Source organism: Bacillus sp. 05T22, from assembly GCF_056396765.1.
Genome location: NZ_JBFTMC010000014.1, coordinates 39,167 through 59,431 on the forward strand (window position 1 = coordinate 39,167; position 20,265 = coordinate 59,431).

Here is a 20,265-nt window from a genome sequence, read left to right on the forward strand (position 1 = left end):
TTATCGATAACACGTAATTATCTTTTGAAAATTAAGCGCCTTGCTCTTCTTTTTGATCTGCAACTGCTTTAGTAGCGATTGCAAGACCACGCATTGGAGCTTGAAGAACGCTAAGAAGCATAGAAAGTAAGCCTTCACGTGATGGAAGAGTAGCGATAGCTTTAACCTCATCAAGTGATACAAGTTTACCTTCGATTACGCCCGCTTTAATTTCTAAAGCTTCATGATCTTTAGCGAAGTCGTTTAAAACTTTCGCAGGAGCAATTACATCCTCGTTACTGAACGCGATTGCGTTTGGTCCTGTTAAGAATTCGTTTAACTCAGCCATTTCAACAGATTCTGCAGCACGGCGAGTTAAAGAGTTTTTGTAAACTTTGAACTCAACGCCAGCCTCACGTAAGTTTTTACGTAATTCAGTTGCTTCAGATACTGTTAAACCACGGTAGTCAACAACGATTGTAGATTTACTTTCGCGAAGTTTATCAGCGATTTCAGTTACAACTTGTTGTTTAGTTTCGATTGCTTTGCTCATGTTATTACACCTCCTGTAGATTATATAGAAGATGTACCGAAAGTGCACTAAAAAACCTCCATGCCCAGTTGTAGACATGGAGGCATATAGTCACAGAAAAAAATTCCGCTTCGTATATTAACACCTAGGTAGGAAATTAAGCCAAGTTGGCACCTACTGTCTACGGTACACTATTTAAATTCACAACATAAATGATTATATTAAAACTTCTTTATGAAGTCAACTTCCAATTTTTACGCGATTGTAGAAACGTCTACACGTACGCCAGGTCCCATTGTAGAAGCAACAGTTGCATTCTTCATGTAAGTACCTTTTGCAGCAGCTGGTTTAGCTTTTAATAGCGTATCAGCAATTGTTTTGAAGTTTTCTACTAGTTTAGCATCTTCGAAAGATACTTTACCGATTGGAACATGGATGTTACCAGCTTTATCAACGCGGTATTCAACTTTACCAGCTTTGATTTCGTTAACAGCTTTTGTTACATCGAAAGTAACTGTTCCAGTTTTAGGGTTTGGCATTAAACCTTTAGGTCCTAATACGCGACCAAGTTTACCAACTTCACCCATCATGTCAGGAGTTGCTACTACTACATCGAAACCGAACCAACCTTGTTGGATTTTGCCGATGTAATCAGTATCGCCTACGAAGTCAGCGCCAGCAGCTTCAGCTTCTTTTGCTTTTTCGCCTTTAGCGAATACTAATACACGTTGTACTTTACCAGTACCGTGTGGAAGAACAACTGCACCACGAATTTGTTGGTCAGCTTTCTTAGGATCAACACCTAAACGGAATGCAGCTTCTACAGTTGCATCAAATTTAGCTGTGTTTGTTTTCTTTACTAATTCTACTGCTTCTGTTGCAGAGTAAGCAGTTGCACGATCAACAAGCTTCGCAGCTTCTACGTACTTTTTACCTCTTTTAGCCATGTTTATTTCCTCCTTGAATGTGGTTTTAGCGGAATAACCTCCCACGTTTACGCCTTCATTCCGGGAACCCCCGAGGATGTGCGCCCATCCATTTATTTAAAAACGATACTCATTTACGATAATAAAGGTTGCGAATTGGAATTCCAGACCCGCAACCTTTTTTACAAAAAAACAAATCGAATTAGTCTTCGATAACGATACCCATACTGCGCGCAGTACCTTCAACCATACGCATTGCAGCTTCTACACTAGCAGCGTTTAGGTCAGGCATTTTTGTTTCAGCGATTTCGCGTACTTTATCACGCTTAACAGTTGCCACTTTATTACGGTTTGGTTCACCAGAACCAGACTCGATACCAGCTACTTTCTTAAGAAGAACAGCAGCAGGAGGAGTTTTAGTAATGAAAGTGAATGAACGGTCTTCGAATACCGTAATTTCAACAGGAATGATAAGACCAGCTTGATCTGCTGTACGAGCGTTGAACTCTTTACAGAAGCCCATGATGTTAACACCCGCTTGTCCTAATGCTGGACCAACTGGTGGAGCTGGGTTAGCTTTACCTGCAGGAATTTGAAGTTTTACCATTTTAATTACCTTTTTAGCCACGAGACACACCTCCTTAAGTCCGTGATGTGGTCAATTGGGCAGTGATTTGCCCTCCCACTTTTATTTTATCTGTACGATAAAATCTTTTCAAAAAACGTCTCCGTTACCGAAGACGTACTGACTTAAAAGATATTATCACTTTTTACAATTCATTTCAAGTTTCATTTTATAATTTTTCAATTTGATGGAAATCCAGCTCGACCGGTGTTTCACGACCAAACATGTCTACAAGCACTCTTACTTTTTGTTTTTCCATATCAATCTCTTCGATTGCGCCTGTATAGTTCGCGAATGGCCCTTCATTTACACGCACTGTTTCATGAAGTTCAAAGTCAAAATCAACCACTTCATTGTCCATTCCCATATGCTTCATAATGGTAACAACTTCCTCTTCTAATAAAGGAGATGGTTTTGAACCTGACCCAGAAGATCCAACAAAACCTGTTACGCCTGGTGTATTACGAACAACATACCAAGAATCATCAGTCATAATTAGTTCAACTAATACATAACCTGGGAATACTTTTCTTTTTGTTAATTTTTCTTTTCCGTTTTTCATTTCTACTTCTACTTCTTCCGGAACAACAACACGGAAAATTTTATCTTGCATTCCCATTGATTCTACACGTTTCTCTAGGTTTGCTTTTACTTTATTTTCATATCCAGAATAAGTATGGACAACATACCAACTTTTTTCCATTCATTTAGGACGAGCGTCCTTCCCTCCCTGACGTACATTTTTTTGTGCAAATGAAAAAACCCGTTCATCGGGCTTTTACACAGTTCGTATAAATAACATTATATCATGGATAAGTGCTTCTTATTCAAGAACTAACCAAGAATTAACCGAATTAAAGAAGAAATACCCATGTCAACTACTGCAAAGAAAACTGCAAAAAACACAACTGTCGCAATAACAGTAGCTGTTGAACGGAGTAATTCATCTTTCTTAGGCCAACTTACTTTTTTCATTTCGCGACCTACATCGCCGAAAAAGTTCGTCAAACGCATTTACGGGACCTCCAGTGTATTGTTTCGATTATTTATTTTGTTTCCTTATGAACTGTATGCATATTGCATGTTTTACAAAACTTCTTTATCTCAAGTCGCTCTACTGAGCTCGTATCTTTCATTGTGGAGTAGTTTCGATTCTTACACTCTTCACATGAGAGTACAACTTTTTTCCTCATTTGTTACACCAACCTTGTAACGTTATGTCCCTAAAAATGTATCATACAATAAAAGACAATGTCAATGACATGCCGCTTACTACCTTACAAAAAGAAAACAGGAGAATCACTTTACCTCCTGCGACATATACTATGAGTTTAAAGTTGTATTTTCTCTCATTTCCATATATCGTTCAAGTTTTCTTTTCACACGCTGCAGGGCATTATCAATAGACTTTACATGTCTATTTAGCTGTTCTGAGATTTCTTGATAAGAGCGACCATCTAAATATAAAGAAAGGACTTTCCTTTCTAAATCGCTTAATAATTCAGATATCTTTAGTTCTATGTCGGTATATTCTTCCTGGCTAATAATCATCTCTTCAGGATCAGTTACCTTTGCTTCTGAAATAACATCTAATAGCGTACGATCAGATTCCTCATCGTAAATCGGTTTGTCTAAAGAAACATACGAATTTAAAGGAATATGTTTTTGTCTCGTTGCTGTCTTAATAGCAGTAATAATTTGACGAGTAATACATAATTCAGCAAATGCTTTAAAAGAAGAGAGCTTGTCCCCTTTATAATCACGAATAGCTTTAAACAATCCAATCATACCTTCTTGAACAATATCTTCCCGATCGGCACCTACTAAAAAATACGATCTTGATTTTGCGCGAACAAAGTTCTTGTACTTGTGAATTAAATATTCAAGAGCATCAATATTACCTTTTCGAACTAACTCAACTATTGCCTCATCCTCTAAATCACGAAACGTAACGTTGTTGGTACTTACGAAGCCTGTTTCCACTCTGATCCCTCCGACCGCTATTTATTTAGAAATATTATACAGTAAGCGCTTGAAGAGCGTCAATGGTTCAACGCTCTCCTCGCCTTAATTTTTCTAACTTTTCTGTAATATCCTTGCTAAATATCGTTCGCATAGCTGGTTGTTTATCTTTTACCTCTCGCGTTTGATGGCGCACTTGTTGTTCCATCGCCTGTACTTCTATCTCTAGTTCACGGGCTGATTTCCTAAGTGCTCCTTGCGCAAAAATAACCCACTGTTCTGTATAATCGGAAGTCGCAACATAAATTTGTGTATTAATGTTACGAAGCTCAATCGCGAGCTGTTCAATTTTTTCATCAGCAGTTTGATTTCTCCTTGTGAAAATAACTTCAACACGCGATTGCTGCATCTTCTTCTCAATACCTTGAACTGTATAAGCATCAAATACAATCATGACTCTTGTTCCTGTGTAGCCCTGATAATCCGCCATCTTATCAATTAGCGCGTCCCTTGATGACTGTAAGTCTACATCCCTCAATTTTTTCAAGTCTCTCCAAGCCCCAATAATGTTATAACCGTCAACGATTAAAATATCGTCCATTTTTACTCACCAATCTGGTGACGTTTGCGATATACCTCGTACATTAGCAGACTAGCAGCTACTGAAGCATTTAAGGATGTAACTTTACCAACCATCGGTAAATGAATAAGGAAATCACACTTTTCACCAATAATACGGCTCATACCTTTCCCTTCACTACCAATTACTAACCCAATCGGCATATTGCCATCTAAGTTGCGATAATCTGTTTTCCCTTTTGCATCTGTGCCCGCAATCCAAAGACCACGTTCTTTTAACTCATCAATTGTTCGTGATAAATTTGTCACACGAGCAACGGGAATGTATTCAATTGCCCCTGTTGAAGCCTTTGCAACCGATGCCGTTAACCCAACTGCTCGGCGCTTTGGAATAATAATCCCATGCGCTCCGGTTGCATCCGCTGTACGCATAATAGATCCTAGGTTATGTGGGTCTTCAATTTCATCAAGAATTAAGAAGAACGGATCTTCGTTACGCTTAGCAGCTACCTCAAATAAATCTTCTAATTCCGCATACTGATATGCCGCAACTTGCGCAATCACCCCTTGATGATTTCCTTCAACAAGCTGATCTAATTTTTTCTTTGGTGCATGCTGTAAAATAATTTTATTCTCTTTCGCTAACGCTAATACAATTTGCACTTGTCCCTTGGCAGCACCTTCTGCAATCCAAATCTTATTAATATCTCGCCCTGATCGTAACGCTTCAATTACAGGGTTACGGCCGATAATGTATTCACTACTCATGTTGATGCGCCTCCTTCTTTTACTTCTAATACATCAATTGCTTTATATACAAGCTCTTCTAATCGTTCACGATTGTTCAATAAATAATGATAGCCGAGCAATGCCTCGAAGGCCGTACTATAGCGATACGTTTGTACATCCGTATTTTTTGGAACAGTACCAGAATTCGCATTACGCCCTCTTCTTAGTACCGCTTCTTCTTCCTCTGTTAGAAATGCTGTCTCTAAAAAATGATAAACAACTTTCGCCTGCGCCTTTGCTGAAACAAAGCTTGTCCCTAAACGATGTAGTTGATTGGGACGAACTGTTCCTTTTTGAAGGAGGTGATAGCGGATATATTGTTCATATACCGCATCACCCATATAGGCTAACGCTAAGCTGTTCAATTGCTTTGCATCAATCATGTTTATCCTCTTTTCCATCTTGTACCTTGTGCTGTATCTTCTAAAATAATATTGCGCTCTTTTAAATCATCGCGAATTTGATCTGATAATGCGAAATCACGATTTTTACGAGCTTCAATACGTTTTTGAATTAACACTTCAATCTCTTCATCAAGTAATTCTTCTTTTGTTAATTCTAATCCTAAGATGCCAAATAATGTTTCAAACTGTTTTACATACGCCTCAAGCACAGCTTTTGATGTATGTTCTTCTAGTAAATATTGATTTACATGGTTTGCTAAGTTATATAATTCTGTTACTGCGTTTGCTGTATTAAAATCATCATCCATCGCTGCTTCAAATGCAACTTGGAATTTTTCCATTTCAGCTAACCACTTCTCGTTATGATCCGTTAAATCCGTACTACTTTCCATGCGATGTTTTAAATTACCGTATGCCGTTTTAATACGCTCTAACCCATTATTCGTATTCTGTAATAATTCTTCACTAAAGTTAATTGGATGACGATAGTGAACCGATAGCATAAAGAAACGAATTAATTGCGGATTATATTGCTTAATAATATCGTGAACTAAAATGAAGTTCCCTAATGATTTAGACATTTTTTCATTGTTAATATTAATATATCCATTATGCATCCAGTAACGTGCAAATGTTTTTCCAGTCAAAGCTTCTGATTGTGCAATCTCATTTTCATGATGCGGGAACGCTAAATCTTGACCACCAGCGTGAATATCGATTGTATCCCCCAAATATTTCCGTGCCATTGCAGAGCATTCAATATGCCATCCCGGACGACCTTTCCCCCAAGGGCTCTCCCAGAAGATCTCTCCTTCTTTCGCAGCTTTCCATAATACAAAGTCAAGTGGATCTTGTTTCTTTTCTCCAACTTCAATACGTGCACCATGACGCAAATCTGCAATTGGTTGATGAGACAATTTGCCGTAGCCTTCAAATTCTTTCGTTTTGTAATAAACATCTCCTTCTGATTCATATGCATATCCTTTTTTCACAAGTTCCTCAATAAACTCAATAATGATATCCATATTTTCTGTTACACGAGGGTGAACTGTAGCGTGCTTGCAACCTAATGCAGTTACATCTTCAAAATACGCTTCAACAAAGCGATCTGCAATTGTTGGAACGTCCTCTCCTAGCTCATTTGCTGCTTTAATTAATTTATCATCTACATCCGTAAAATTAGAAACATATTGTACATCATACCCTTTATATTCTAAGTAGCGACGCACTGTATCAAATACCATAGGTGGTCTTGCATTTCCAATATGAATATAGTTGTATACTGTCGGCCCGCATACATACATCTTCACTTTATTTTCTTCTAAAGGAACAAACTCCTCTTTCTGACGCGTTAACGTATTATAAATGTGAATAGTCATTTTCATCCTTCCTTTCCACTTTTACTTCAAGTTGCTTTTTTAATTTCTCAAGTTCAGCTTCCATCACTTTCAATTTATCGAAAATTGGATCCGGAAGATCCGAATGGTTTAATTCCTGACCTACCTTGACTCCATTCTGAATTACGACACGACCAGGTATACCTACAACTGTCGAATGCGCAGGAACTTCTTTCAACACAACGGACCCTGCACCAATTTTAGAATTCTCTCCAACCGTAATGGATCCGAGTACTTTCGCACCAGTTGCAATAAGTACATTATCTTGAATTGTTGGATGCCTTTTTCCTTTTTCTTTCCCTGTACCGCCTAATGTAACTCCTTGATAAATGGTTACATTGTCTCCAATTTCACATGTCTCCCCAATAACAACTCCCATACCATGGTCAATAAAAAAGCGGCGACCAATTGTGGCTCCTGGATGAATCTCGATACCAGTAAAAAAACGACTAACTTGTGAAATCCAACGCGCAATAAAGAAAAAATTTCGTTTATAAAAGGCGTGTGCAATTCGGTGTGCCCAAACTGCATGTAATCCAGAGTAAGTTAAAATGACTTCGAAATAACTTCGCGCCGCTGGATCTTGTTCAAAAACGACTTCAATATCTTCTCGAAGCCTCTTAAACATCGATGTCCCCTCCCCTTTATGGACTACTATTCCGAGTGAACTGATTCCCCCGCTATTGGTGGACAGTACTACCTCCACCTCATCATTCAGTGAAAGAAAAGAAGTTAGATTGGAGATGAATTACCCGTAAAGGCCCAATTGGTGAAGGCTAATAATTAGTGAGGAATGAAGCCCCCACTGATTAGAGGTTCACTTTATCGCTAACTTCCTTGTTTGTTACCTAGTTTTTATCCATCTGTACAAAAACTTATACCCATACCTATTTACATGGTATAAAAAAAGACGCCTCTGTCATATTGACAGAGGCGCCTTATAAGCGCGGTTCCACTCTGTTTAGGCTTAAATAAAGCCTCAAACTCATCCATGATAACGGTTTATACCGCTTCTGCTTACTTTGCGTCCTTATGACGTCCCGAAACTCTTCGTTGTTCAGCAGAAGACTCGAAGGGGCATTTCAAAAATCCACTTATAAACCACTTCCAGCCAAAAGGTGGTTCTCTCTGTAAAAAGCCTGATTTTCTACTTCTCCTTCTCGTCGCTTTCCCTTATTAGGTTTTTAAGTATTCTTATTATATTTCTAAATTCGTCAAATGTTAACCAATTACTTTACGAATACGATTTAAAACTTTTTCTTTTCCAAGAAGTGCAATTGCGTTTGGAAGTTCTGGGCCATGTGTTTGACCCGTAGTTGCAACACGAATTGGCATAAATAAATTTTTACCTTTATGACCTGTTTCTTTTTGAACAGCTTTAATTGCCTTCTTAATTGCTGCTGGTTCTAGTTCATCTAAAGCTTCTAATCCCGCTGCAAATGCACGAAGTACTTCAGGTACTTGTTCACCTTTTAATACTTCTTGTCCTTCTTCTTCATAGTCTACATGATCTTTGAAGAACATTTCAGAAAGCTCTACAATTTCAGCTCCAAAGCTCATTTGTTCATGGTATAAAGCAATTACATCACGAACCCAAACCTGTTCTTGTTCGCTTAAGTTTTCACTTACACGACCAGCTTTCACTAAATGCGGTAAACTTAATGCAACAACAGCATCTAGGTCTTGCTTTTTCATATATTGATTGTTCATCCATTTTAGTTTTTGAGAATCGAATAATGCAGGTGATTTTGATAAACGTGCCGCATCAAACATTTCAATAAACTCATCTTTAGAGAAGATTTCTTCCTCCCCTACTGGTGACCAACCAAGTAATGCGATAAAGTTAAAAATCGCTTCTGGAAGATATCCAAGCGCTTGATATTGTTCAATAAATTGAATAATAGATTCATCACGTTTACTTAATTTTTTACGGCTCTCATTTACGATTAATGTCATATGACCGAATTGTGGGATATCCCATCCAAATGCTTCATAAATCATCATTTGTTTCGGTGTGTTAGAGATATGGTCATCGCCACGAAGAACATGTGTGATTTCCATTAAATGATCATCTACCGCTACTGCAAAATTATAAGTTGGAATACCATCTTTTTTCACAATAACGAAATCACCAAAGTCATTTGAGTGGAAAGCAACTTCATCTTTTACGATATCCTTAAACGTGTAGTCGCGGTCAGCTAGTACACGGAAACGAATACTTGGAATGCGGCCTTCTGCTTCAAATTGCTTGATTTGTTCTTCTGTTAAATCACGGTGATTACCTGCATAACGAGGTGTTTCACCACGAGCAATTTGTCCTTCACGCTCTGCTTCTAATTCCTCTTCTGTCATGTAACATTTATAAGCTAAACCACGTTCTAGTAAATCTTCATATAACTTTTTATAAATATCTAAACGTTCTGTTTGACGATATGGTCCATATTCACCACCAACATCAACACCTTCATCCCAGTCCATACCGAGCCATTTCAAGTATTTTAATTGGCTTTCTTCCCCACCAGCAACATTGCGTTTYACATCAGTATCTTCAATACGAATAATAAACTTGCCATCTTGATGACGAGCAAATAAATAATTAAATAATGCCGTACGCGCATTTCCGATATGTAAGTGTCCTGTTGGACTCGGCGCATAGCGTACTCTCACTTGCTTTTCCATAATTGGTACACCTTCCATTCTTAATGTCAACACATTCTATAATTGTACACCAAAAAAATCTGATTATCCATCTTACGAATCAAAAACAACTATTTTTTCTGTAATAATACAACTGCTTGAGAAGCAATCCCTTCTTCTCTTCCTGTAAATCCTAATTTTTCAGTTGTTGTTGCCTTCACATTAATATTGCCTATAGAAGTTTCTAATAACTCACTAATACGCTTACGCATATTTTCAATATGTGGTGCCATTTTCGGCTTCTGCGCAATAATTGTACAATCTAAATTACCTAACTCATACCCTTGTTCACGCACAAACTCCCAAACTTTTTGCAATAACACCGCTGAATCTGCATCCTTAAAGGCAGGATCTGTATCTGGAAAATGTTTTCCGATGTCACCTGCAGCAATTGCTCCTAAACATGCATCAGCAATTGTATGTAAAAGTACATCTGCATCTGAGTGACCTAACAAACCTTTTTCATGCGGAATCGTAATTCCACCGATAATTAACGGTCTACCTTCTGCAAATTCGTGTACATCAAAACCTTGTCCAATTCGAAACATTTTACATCCTCCTCAAGCTAAACTACTGAACGTTATGATTCTATATTATATCTATGCACCTATAAAGAAAAGCCCGGCAGTAACCGGGCTTTTCTTTATATTCTTTCTACTACCCCTTCTGAACACGCAAGAAACTTTCAGCAATTAATAAATCTTCTGGCGTTGTCACTTTAATATTGTAATAACTACCCTCTACTACGCCCACTTCCTTACCAATACGTTCTACAAGACTTGCATCATCTGTACCAAGGAAACATCCCTGCTTTGCACTTTGATGCGCTTCTAGTAAAAGTGGAACAGAAAACCCTTGAGGTGTTTGTACGGCTCTCAACTGAGAACGTTCAACTGTTTCAACAACTGTATTTTGTTCTACCCGTTTTACCGTATCCTTTACAGGTACCGCACAAATCGAAGCACCTTTCTGCTTCGCTGCAATCAATACATCACGGGTCATTTTATTCGTTACAAACGGACGTGCTCCATCATGTACGAGAACATACTCAGTTTGCTTCACATATTGAAGTGCATTATATACACTATCTTGTCTTTCAGCCCCACCTTGGATAAACTGCACACTCTTTTGAATCGGATATCTCTGTATTAACCCTTCAAAATAGGAACGTTCTTCTTCATTAATTGCCATAATAATATTTTTACATGCTTCATCTTTTTCAAAAACACGTAATGTATGCACAATAATAGGCACTTCATTAATAAGCAAAAATAATTTATTTTTACCAGCACCCATTCGCTTTCCTTGGCCCGCGGCCGGAATAATTAATGTATACATGCTAATAACCCTCTACTTATAATGCTTTTTCTAGTAATTTTCGCTTTGCAAAAATCATGCGACCAGCAGATGTTTGTAGTACACTCGTAACGAGTACATCAAGTTGTGAACCAACATATTGTCGACCATCTTCTACTACAATCATCGTACCATCATCTAAATAAGCAACACCTTGATTTTGCTCTTTTCCATCTTTGACAACATAAACGCTTAGTTCTTCACCGGGAAGTACAACTGGCTTAATTGCATTTGCTAAATCATTAATGTTTAGAACTGTTACTCCTTGTAGTTCAGAAACTTTATTTAAGTTGAAATCATTTGTGACAACAGTACCACCAGTTACTTTCGCTAATTTCACAAGCTTGCTGTCTACTTCTTGAATATCTTCGAAATCGCCTTCATAAATCTCTACTGGAATTGGCATCTCTTTTTGAATACGGTTTAAAATATCTAATCCTCTACGTCCTCGATTACGCTTTAATGCATCCGAAGAATCCGCAATATGTTGCAACTCCTCTAATACAAACTGAGGAATGACAATCGTTCCTTCTAGGAATTTCGTTTGACAAATATCAGCAATACGTCCATCAATAATTACACTAGTATCAAGAATTTTCCAATGCGAAGAAGATTCCTCTACTCCTGTTTCCGTTTCAGCCTCTTCATTATCACTATTGTTATTTTTCTTCTTGCCACCGCGTTGTGGTAGTGTAAATAATCCTAACAATTCATTTCTCTTTTTAAATCCTACCTGGAATCCTAAGTAACCAAGTAGAAGTGTAAAGAAGATTTGCAATACAGTACTAATGACTGGAATTGTAAATTCACGAATTGGTATCAAAATTAAATACGCAACAATAAGACCTGAGATTAATCCTAGCGTGCCAAATAAAACATCTGTTACAGGCGCCTTTACAAGAGCTTCCTCAATATGTTTAATAAGCTGAACAATATAATCTACAAGCCAAAATGTTGTTAAAAATAAAATAATTGCACCAATAATTGCACGAACATATGAGCCCTCCAGTAACGGGATTGCACCCATGTCCAATACATTAATAAATTTCGGGATTAAATAAATCCCTAACGCTCCTCCGATTACTAAAACAAAGAGCTGTACGATCCGTTTTAACATCCAACCACCTCCTACTCATTATTAACCATTGTTTTGCTAATCAAAACGCCGAATGCAAAAGCGGACGTGTCTTTTTATAAATTGGTTTATTTACCAATATATCATATCATATACCAAAAATGTGATAGTGTCGTTATATTATGAAATCAATGTAATATTCTTAATTGTGTCTACTCATATAKARATGCTCTTGRATTCGTTTTAAACCTTCTCGTATTTTTTTCGCCCGAACTTCTCCAATTCCTTCYACATCATCYAAYTCATTAATACTTGCACGACAGACACCTTGCAATGTTTTAAATCGATTGATTAAATTTTCAATAATAAGAGGTGGTACCCGAGAAATTTTACTTGTAATCCTATATCCTCTCGGTGTAACACTTTCCTCTAAACTCATTTGCCCTGGGTAACCAAGCAATTTCACTAAATCACTATCTTCTAAAAGCTGTGCATTTGCAAGTTCCTGTAATTTTTTTAAAATTTGATAGTGATCCTGCGTCTTTTCTTGATAGTAGTCTTTAATTAATAATGCTGCCTCTGCTTCCAAATCAGCCAACAGCTCAGTAAGCTGTAAACGAATAAGTCTACCTTCTGTTCCTAATTCATGAATATAACTTAGGATTTCATTCTTAATACGGAGTACCATCTCGACACTATGTAGGACGTGGACCACTTCAGACATCGTAACAACTTCCTCAAATTCTAGAATACCCAAGTTCGTAATACCATCATTCCATACTGCTTTATATTTTTCTAAAGTTTGAATAGCCTGATTTGCCTTTGTTAAAATAACGCCTATGTCTTTTAGTGTATAACGTAAACTTCCCTGATATAGCGTAATTACGTTACGTCTTTGTGAAATAGCAACAACAAGACTTCCTGTTTGCTTCGCTACACGTTCTGCTGTGCGATGACGCATTCCTGTTTCAATGGAATCAATAGATGCCTCGGGAACTAACTGTGCATTTGCAATTAAAATTTTACTTCCCGTCTCATTTAAAATAAGAGCCCCATCCATTTTTGCTAATTCGTATAAACTAGCGGGAGAGAATGCACAATTAATGTGAAATCCTCCATCAACAATGCTTTTAATTTGATCATTATACCCAAGGACAATTAAGCCACCTGTTTGCGCACGAAGTACATTATCTATGCCTTCTCGCAAAGGTGTCCCTGGTGCAACAAGCTGCAAAATATTAATCATACTTTTGACACGTTGCTTGTTTTCTTCCATAGCCTAGCCTCCTAATGTCAAACGAAGCGCTTCTCCTAAATTAGAAACACCAACTACTTCAATCCCATCAGGAATTGTCCAACCCCCTAAATTTTTTTGCGGGATGATGGCACGCTGAAATCCTAATTTAGCCGCTTCTTGTACCCGTTGTTCAATTCTCGATACCCTTCTTACTTCTCCAGTTAACCCAACTTCTCCTATTACCGCATCGGTTGGGGCAGTTGACTTATCTCGAAAACTCGATGCAATACTTAAAGCCACCGCCAAATCAATTGCTGGTTCATCCAATCTCAATCCTCCAGCAACCTTTAAATACGCATCTTGGTTTTGCAATAATAAACCTGCTCTTTTTTCTAGCACTGCCATAATAAGCGATACACGATTATGATCAATCCCTGTAGCCATTCTTCGTGGATTTCCAAAACTAGTAGGAGAAATTAATGCTTGTATTTCTACTAAAACAGGCCTTGTCCCTTCCATAGAAGCAACAACTGTAGAGCCAGCAACTCCAACAGGCCTTTCTTCTAGAAAAATTTCAGAAGGATTTAATACTTCCGCAAGACCGAGTTCCTTCATTTCAAAAATACCCATCTCATTTGTAGAACCAAAGCGATTTTTAACCGCTCGCAAAATACGATATGTATGATGACGGTCTCCTTCAAAATAAAGAACCGCATCCACCATATGTTCTAACATACGCGGTCCTGCAATTGCCCCTTCTTTCGTTACATGTCCTACGATAAAAATTGGAATTCCTTTCGTTTTTGCAAGTTTCATCAGTTCCGCTGTACATTCACGTACTTGTGAAACACTACCTGGTGCTGAAGTTACTTCTGGCAAATAAATAGTTTGAATGGAATCAATGACAACAAAGGAAGGGTTCATTTCATCAATATGTGCCGCAATTCGCTGTAAATCTGTTTCCGAAACAACAAATAAGTTGCTTCCATTTACATGTAGACGATTTGCACGAAGTTTAATTTGTTTTGCTGATTCTTCACCAGATATATACAATACATCATACGAAGAATCTGCTAATTGCGATGATATTTGTAGTAGTAAGGTTGATTTTCCAATTCCAGGATCTCCTCCAATAAGTACGAGGGAAYCGTCAACAATTCCTCCACCGAGTACACGATTAAATTCTTGAAATTTTGTTTCAATCCGTGCCTCTGACTTTGTTTCTACTTCTGTAAGACGCCTTGGCTTTGTTACTTCCGTTTGAATCGCATTTGCATAGTTGATGCGACGCGATGATACAACTTGTTCCATCTCTTCGACAAGCGTATTCCATTGCCCACATCCGGGGCACTTACCCATATATTTTGGTGACTGATAACCACATTCTTGACATATAAATCTCGTTTTCTTTTTAGCCATCTTGTTTTTACTTCACTTCACTTTCATCTATAAACATACATCCTTCTCGTACAAGAAAGAGGGCTATTATTTAGCCCTCCTTGTTTGTCTATACTTATTTTACCTTTTCTACACTGCGAATGACAAATGATTCCCCTTCGGCGTCAAAGACAACTTTTTGACCTTTCTCAATTTCTCCTTTTAGAAGTTCTTCTGATAATCGATCTTCCACATGTTTTTGGATTGCTCGACGAAGTGGACGAGCACCATACTCACGATCGAATCCTTTATCAGCAATCGCTTCAATTGCTGCACTTGTTAACTCTAATTCAATCTCTTGTTCTTTTAACCGATTTACTAATTGATTAACCATAAGCGTTACAATTTCTTGAATATGTTTTTTCTCAAGCATATGGAAAACAATGATTTCATCAATACGGTTTAAGAACTCTGGACGAAATGCTTTTTTCAATTCATCCATTACTTTACCCTTCATATCTGAATAATCACGGCTCTCATCTTGTACGTTAAAACCGAGATGTTTATTACGTTTTAATGCTTCGGCACCAACGTTAGATGTCATAATAACAATTGTATTTCGGAAATCAACTGTACGCCCTTTAGAGTCTGTTAAACGCCCATCTTCTAGCACTTGCAGTAAAATGTTAAATACATCTGGATGTGCCTTCTCTACTTCATCTAGCAGCACGACAGAATATGGTTTGCGACGAACTTTTTCTGTTAATTGGCCGCCTTCTTCATATCCCACATATCCTGGCGGAGACCCCACTAAGCGAGAAGTAGAATGTTTCTCCATATACTCAGACATATCAATACGAATCATTGCATCTTCATCACCAAACATAGATTCTGCTAATGCACGCGCAAGCTCCGTTTTACCTACACCAGTCGGTCCTAAGAAAATAAATGAACCAATTGGGCGTTTCGGATCTTTTAAACCCGCTCTTGCGCGGCGCACTGCTTTCGCTACTGCGACAACAGCTTCATCTTGGCCAATTAAACGGTCATGTAAAATGGATTCTAGATTCAATAATTTATTTGTTTCTGTTTGTGCAAGTTTAGAAACCGGAATACGCGTCCACGTAGAAACAACATTTGCAATGTCTTCTACTGTTACTTCTGAATTTTCTTTTCCTTGCTGCTCTTTCCACTGACGTTTTGTATCCTCTAATTTTTCACGTAAACGTTGTTCCATATCTCGTAAAGAAGCTGCCTTTTCAAATTCTTGGCTCTGTACGGCTGCATCCTTTTCTTTTCGAATTTCTTCAAGTTTCACTTCAAGTTCTTTTAAATTTGGTGGTGTTGTATAAGAACGTAAGCGTACTTTTGAAGCTGCTTCATCGATTAAGTCAATTGCTTTATCAGGTAAGAAACGATCTGTAATATAACGATCCGAAAGTTTTACAGCTGCTTCAATTGCATCATCTGTAATGGAAACGCGGTGATGTGCCTCGTAACGATCGCGTAACCCTCTTAAAATTTGAACCGATTCTTCTAAGCTTGGCTCGTCAACATGAATTGGTTGGAAACGTCTTTCTAGTGCTGCATCTTTTTCAATGTATTTACGATACTCATCTAATGTTGTCGCCCCAATACATTGCAATTCACCACGTGCTAATGATGGTTTCAAAATATTGGATGCGTCAATTGCACCTTCTGCACCACCTGCACCAATTAATGTATGAAGTTCATCAATAAATAGAATGATATTACCAGCTTGGCGAATTTCATCCATCACTTTCTTTAAACGATCCTCAAACTCACCACGGTATTTCGTGCCAGCAACAACTGTACCCATATCTAACGTCATAACACGCTTATCGCGTAATGTTTCTGGAACTTCATTATTTACAATTTGCTGTGCTAGACCTTCAGCAATTGCTGTTTTACCTACCCCAGGTTCTCCAATTAATACCGGGTTATTCTTAGTTCTACGGCTCAATACTTCAATAACACGTTGAATCTCTTTACTACGGCCAATAACAGGATCTAAGCGTCCTTCACGTGCAACAACTGTCAAATCTCGCGCTAAACTATCAAGCGTTGGTGTATTTGCATTTGCTGATGCACCACCTTGATGGCCTGATGTAGCTTCATTGCTTCCAAGGAGCTGCAATACTTGTTGTCTTGCTTTGTTTAAACTTACGCCTAAGTTATTTAAAACACGCGCTGCAACACCTTCACCTTCACGGATCAACCCTAGTAAAATATGTTCCGTTCCAACATAAGAATGACCAAGCTTACGTGCCTCATCCATTGATAACTCAATTACTTTTTTGGCACGCGGTGTATAATGAACAGTTTGAGACATCTCTGTTCCACGACCAATTAATGCCTCTACCTCTTTTTGTACCTTCTCTGGACTTAGCCCAAGAGCAATTAACGCTTTAGCTGCAATTCCTTCCCCTTCACGTACAAGCCCAAGTAAAATATGTTCTGTACCAATATTATTATGCCCAATGCGAATTGCTTCTTCTTGAGATAAAGCTAATACTTTCTGTGCTCTTTCTGTAAATCTTCCAAACATCATAGAAATCGCCTCCTACTTGCGCTCAATTTTGTTCAATTCGTAGTCTTTCACGGATTAATGTCGCCCTTCGATAATCCCTTTCTTCTGGGCTTAAAGGACCTCCCGCGTATTGCTGTAAAATTCCCGGCTGAGTTAGTACCATTAACTCTGTTAAAATATTTCTTGATATATTTTTTATATAATCAAGATCAATACCTAACCGCATATCTGACAGACAAGTAGCAGCTTCTGCCGATTGAATTAATCGACTATTAGCCAGTACACCGTAAGAACGATATACTCGGTCTTCAAGTTCAATACTTGAATTTTTCATAATTAGTTCTCGAGCTACTCTCTCTTGTTGTATAAGCTGATGAACAACACTCTCTAAATCTGCTATAATATCTTCTTCTGATTTTCCTAATGTCATTTGATTAGAAACTTGAAATATATTACCTAAGGCTTCGCTACCTTCACCGTATATTCCTCTTACGACTAAACCTAATTGTTGAATTGCTTGTATAATACGATTTATCCGTTTCGTCAAAACAAGTGCTGGTAAATGCATCATCACAGAAGCCCGTAACCCCGTACCAACATTTGTGGGGCAACTGGTAATATAGCCAAGCGATTCATCAAAAGCATATTCAACTGCTTTTTCAATCCATGTATCCATTTTGTTTGCGCTTTGCAGTGCTTCTGATAATTGCAGCCCTGAGAACAAACATTGAATTCGCACATGATCTTCTTCATTAAGCATCACACTTATATGTTCACTTTCTGATAGTAGACAAGCACCAAATTCCGTTCCAGCAAGATTAGGACTAATTAAATGTTTTTCTACTAAAACCCTTCGCTGAAGCGGTTTTAGTTCATTCATTTTTAATAGTTCAAAATTCCCGAGGGATTTCACTTTCTGATTTACAAACTTCTTTTGAAATAAATTAGTAATCTGCTTAGCTTCTTCATCAGTTTGCATAATAGGGAAATGATAATCTTTTAAATTACGAGCCAAACGAATACGACTACTTAAAACAATATCAGAATCGGGGCCATCTCCCCTCATCCACGGACTAATTGCTTCGTTCATAATACGATCCAGTGACATAGAACTATTCCCCCTCTCTATGCTCACTAAGCTGATTTTCAATACTTCGGATTTGATCACGCGTTTGAGCTGCTTTTTCAAATTCTTCTTTCTGTACACATTGCTTTAATTTTAATTTTAGTTCATCTAATTCTTTCTTTAGATGAATATTTCCTCCCATACGCTCGGGAATTTTTCCACAATGATGTGTATGACCACCATGAAGCCGCTTCAACATTGGCTTTAGTTGTTGTTCCTTAAATGTCTCATAACAAGAAGCACATCCAAAGCGACCTACTTTTGCAAATTGTTTATATGTCATATTACAAGTTGGACATCGTAATACTCTTTCATCTGAAAAACTATCCTCTTGGTTTTCAAACATTGATGGTTCTCCATGTAGCAATCCAGCTAGTAAGTCATGGAAGGAAAAACTAGATTGTGGTGATTGAAAGAAAGACGTATAGCCATTTTGCTCTGCACATTGCTCACAAAGATGAACTTCCGTCTTTTGTCCGTTTATTACTTTTGTATAATGTAATGCTGCTGGTCTTATATTACAATTTTGACAAATCATCTTATATCCCCACCTTTACAATAGGAACGATCTACCTCATGATACTTTTTATACACCACTAGATTATTTTGTTCACTTAATCTTGTCTGTAAAAAGTTCCACTATAAAATGAATTACCGCTAAAAACATTTCTTAACAAAAGCTGTATTTATTTATATTTCAGTGTCCTTAACATTGCGCATAATATTCGAGCCCTAAGTTCATCTCTAGAAGGTAAATCCATTAATAATACAGATCGATCTAATACGCTCAGCATAAGTTTTGCTTCCCGATTGGTCACAATATCTTCTTCCACTAATCGTATAATGATACTTTCCGCATTCCCTTGCGCAATACTATGCTCGATCATATGAAGCATTTGATCAATAATGTCTATATCATCATGCAATTTGACCTTGATAATGCGAATGTAACCTCCCCCGCCTCGTTTACTTTCAACTACAAATCCTCTTTCCAACGTAAAGCGAGTATTGATTACATAATTAATTTGAGACGGAACACAATCAAATCGATCCGCAATCTCATTTCTCTTAATCTCAATCACATTATTATTGCTTAAGTCAATAACTTGCTTTAGATATTGCTCAATGATATCAGATATATTTCTCATTTATCCGCCACCTTTATTGACTTTGACTATCTTTGACTTTAATTATATACGTATTAAAGAAATTTGCAACTCTTTTGCTTCCTCACTATCCTAGCCAAAATTTCTTTTCTTTAATCACTACGTTTATATTTTATACAACAGAATTAACTTCTCATTTTTATTTGTACATATTAATACCAAATAAAAAAATATACAAAAAAGCACGAGTCAATTGACTCGTGCTTTAATTGCTTGGCGACGTCCTACTCTCACAGGGACAAGGTCCCAACTACCATCGGCGCTAGAGAGCTTAACTTCCGTGTTCGGTATGGGAACGGGTGTGACCTCTCTGCCATCATCACCAAACTATTGAAGGYATATTCCTTCAAAACTAGATAACATTTGCTTCATATTATATGGTTAAGTCCTCGATCTATTAGTATTCGTCAGCTCCACATGTCACCATGCTTCCACCTCGAACCTATCAACCTGATCATCTTTCAGGGATCTTACTAGCTTACGCTAT

At 37.7% G+C, this 20,265-nt stretch carries 22 protein-coding genes, 2 rRNA genes and 2 other annotated features; all 24 genes read right to left on the bottom strand.

Annotated features, from left to right (window positions below):
* Positions 1–31: 31 nt before the first annotated feature.
* Positions 32–532: a 50S ribosomal protein L10 gene (rplJ, locus tag AC1DIT_RS07415; protein ID WP_016116945.1), complete on the bottom strand. Its 501-nt coding sequence runs from the start codon at positions 530–532 to the stop codon at positions 32–34.
* 40 nt (positions 533–572) lie between these two features.
* Positions 573–716 (bottom strand) — a sequence feature (ribosomal protein L10 leader region).
* A 49-nt stretch (positions 717–765) separates the two neighbouring features.
* Positions 766–1,458 carry a 50S ribosomal protein L1 gene (rplA, locus tag AC1DIT_RS07420; RefSeq protein WP_016116944.1) on the bottom strand — a complete coding sequence of 231 codons (693 nt, stop codon included), beginning with the start codon at positions 1,456–1,458 and terminating at the stop codon, positions 766–768.
* Positions 1,459–1,639: 181 nt separating this feature from the next.
* Positions 1,640–2,065: a 50S ribosomal protein L11 gene (rplK, locus tag AC1DIT_RS07425; RefSeq protein WP_001085872.1), complete on the bottom strand. Its 426-nt coding sequence runs from the start codon at positions 2,063–2,065 to the stop codon at positions 1,640–1,642.
* Positions 2,066–2,231: 166 nt separating this feature from the next.
* Positions 2,232–2,765 carry a transcription termination/antitermination protein NusG gene (nusG, locus tag AC1DIT_RS07430; protein ID WP_000415795.1) on the bottom strand — a complete coding sequence of 178 codons (534 nt, stop codon included), beginning with the start codon at positions 2,763–2,765 and terminating at the stop codon, positions 2,232–2,234.
* 131 nt (positions 2,766–2,896) lie between these two features.
* Positions 2,897–3,076, bottom strand: coding sequence for a preprotein translocase subunit SecE (secE, locus tag AC1DIT_RS07435; RefSeq protein WP_003194325.1), 180 nt, complete (start codon positions 3,074–3,076; stop codon positions 2,897–2,899).
* A 32-nt stretch (positions 3,077–3,108) separates the two neighbouring features.
* The gene (gene rpmG / locus AC1DIT_RS07440; RefSeq protein ID WP_002055487.1) at positions 3,109–3,255 is read right to left on the bottom strand and encodes a 50S ribosomal protein L33; all 147 of its coding nucleotides are present in this window, start codon (positions 3,253–3,255) and stop codon (positions 3,109–3,111) included.
* Between the two features lie 130 nt (positions 3,256–3,385).
* Positions 3,386–4,045 carry an RNA polymerase factor sigma-70 gene (locus tag AC1DIT_RS07445; RefSeq protein WP_016116943.1) on the bottom strand — a complete coding sequence of 220 codons (660 nt, stop codon included), beginning with the start codon at positions 4,043–4,045 and terminating at the stop codon, positions 3,386–3,388.
* 67 nt (positions 4,046–4,112) lie between these two features.
* Positions 4,113–4,625: an NYN domain-containing protein gene (locus AC1DIT_RS07450; protein ID WP_016116942.1), complete on the bottom strand. Its 513-nt coding sequence runs from the start codon at positions 4,623–4,625 to the stop codon at positions 4,113–4,115.
* Between the two features lie 2 nt (positions 4,626–4,627).
* Complete coding sequence (rlmB, locus tag AC1DIT_RS07455) at positions 4,628–5,371, bottom strand: 23S rRNA (guanosine(2251)-2'-O)-methyltransferase RlmB (RefSeq protein WP_003194319.1); 744 nt, start codon at positions 5,369–5,371, stop codon at positions 4,628–4,630.
* A complete protein-coding gene (locus tag AC1DIT_RS07460) occupies positions 5,368–5,775 on the bottom strand; it encodes a Mini-ribonuclease 3 (RefSeq protein WP_016116941.1) in 408 nt (135 codons plus the stop codon). The genes rlmB and AC1DIT_RS07460 overlap by 4 nt, the downstream gene beginning before the upstream one ends.
* 2 nt (positions 5,776–5,777) lie before the next feature.
* A complete protein-coding gene (gene cysS / locus AC1DIT_RS07465; protein WP_016116940.1) occupies positions 5,778–7,175 on the bottom strand; it encodes a cysteine--tRNA ligase in 1,398 nt (465 codons plus the stop codon).
* Complete coding sequence (gene cysE, locus AC1DIT_RS07470; protein WP_003194315.1) at positions 7,156–7,821, bottom strand: serine O-acetyltransferase; 666 nt, start codon at positions 7,819–7,821, stop codon at positions 7,156–7,158. Before cysE ends, cysS begins: the two co-directional genes overlap by 20 nt.
* Positions 7,822–8,119: 298 nt before the next feature.
* Positions 8,120–8,366 (bottom strand) — a binding site (T-box leader).
* A gap of 48 nt (positions 8,367–8,414) precedes the next feature.
* Entirely contained in the window at positions 8,415–9,872 is a 1,458-nt protein-coding gene (gene gltX / locus AC1DIT_RS07475) for a glutamate--tRNA ligase (RefSeq protein ID WP_016116938.1), read from the bottom strand.
* An 89-nt stretch (positions 9,873–9,961) separates the two neighbouring features.
* Positions 9,962–10,438 (bottom strand): 2-C-methyl-D-erythritol 2,4-cyclodiphosphate synthase, encoded by a 477-nt coding sequence (gene ispF / locus AC1DIT_RS07480; RefSeq protein WP_003205484.1) that lies wholly within the window; start codon positions 10,436–10,438, stop codon positions 9,962–9,964.
* Between the two features lie 109 nt (positions 10,439–10,547).
* Positions 10,548–11,228 carry a 2-C-methyl-D-erythritol 4-phosphate cytidylyltransferase gene (gene ispD, locus AC1DIT_RS07485; RefSeq protein WP_016116937.1) on the bottom strand — a complete coding sequence of 227 codons (681 nt, stop codon included), beginning with the start codon at positions 11,226–11,228 and terminating at the stop codon, positions 10,548–10,550.
* A 16-nt stretch (positions 11,229–11,244) separates the two neighbouring features.
* Positions 11,245–12,363 (bottom strand): PIN/TRAM domain-containing protein, encoded by a 1,119-nt coding sequence (locus AC1DIT_RS07490; RefSeq protein WP_016116936.1) that lies wholly within the window; start codon positions 12,361–12,363, stop codon positions 11,245–11,247.
* Positions 12,364–12,523: 160 nt separating this feature from the next.
* The gene (gene disA, locus AC1DIT_RS07495) at positions 12,524–13,597 is read right to left on the bottom strand and encodes a DNA integrity scanning diadenylate cyclase DisA (protein ID WP_476998119.1); all 1,074 of its coding nucleotides are present in this window, start codon (positions 13,595–13,597) and stop codon (positions 12,524–12,526) included.
* 3 nt (positions 13,598–13,600) lie between these two features.
* The gene (gene radA / locus AC1DIT_RS07500) at positions 13,601–14,977 is read right to left on the bottom strand and encodes a DNA repair protein RadA (protein WP_476998120.1); all 1,377 of its coding nucleotides are present in this window, start codon (positions 14,975–14,977) and stop codon (positions 13,601–13,603) included.
* A gap of 94 nt (positions 14,978–15,071) precedes the next feature.
* Positions 15,072–17,507, bottom strand: a complete 2,436-nt coding sequence (gene clpC, locus AC1DIT_RS07505) for an ATP-dependent protease ATP-binding subunit ClpC (protein ID WP_016116933.1) — start codon at positions 17,505–17,507, stop codon at positions 15,072–15,074.
* A gap of 22 nt (positions 17,508–17,529) precedes the next feature.
* Positions 17,530–18,594 (bottom strand): protein arginine kinase, encoded by a 1,065-nt coding sequence (locus AC1DIT_RS07510; RefSeq protein WP_016116932.1) that lies wholly within the window; start codon positions 18,592–18,594, stop codon positions 17,530–17,532.
* A 4-nt stretch (positions 18,595–18,598) separates the two neighbouring features.
* Positions 18,599–19,150 (bottom strand): UvrB/UvrC motif-containing protein, encoded by a 552-nt coding sequence (locus tag AC1DIT_RS07515; RefSeq protein ID WP_016116931.1) that lies wholly within the window; start codon positions 19,148–19,150, stop codon positions 18,599–18,601.
* 148 nt (positions 19,151–19,298) lie between these two features.
* Positions 19,299–19,760, bottom strand: coding sequence for a transcriptional regulator CtsR (gene ctsR, locus AC1DIT_RS07520; protein ID WP_016116930.1), 462 nt, complete (start codon positions 19,758–19,760; stop codon positions 19,299–19,301).
* A gap of 229 nt (positions 19,761–19,989) precedes the next feature.
* Positions 19,990–20,105 (bottom strand): 5S ribosomal RNA (rrf, locus tag AC1DIT_RS07525).
* 50 nt (positions 20,106–20,155) lie between these two features.
* Positions 20,156–20,265 (bottom strand): 23S ribosomal RNA (locus tag AC1DIT_RS07530); the annotation flags it as partial.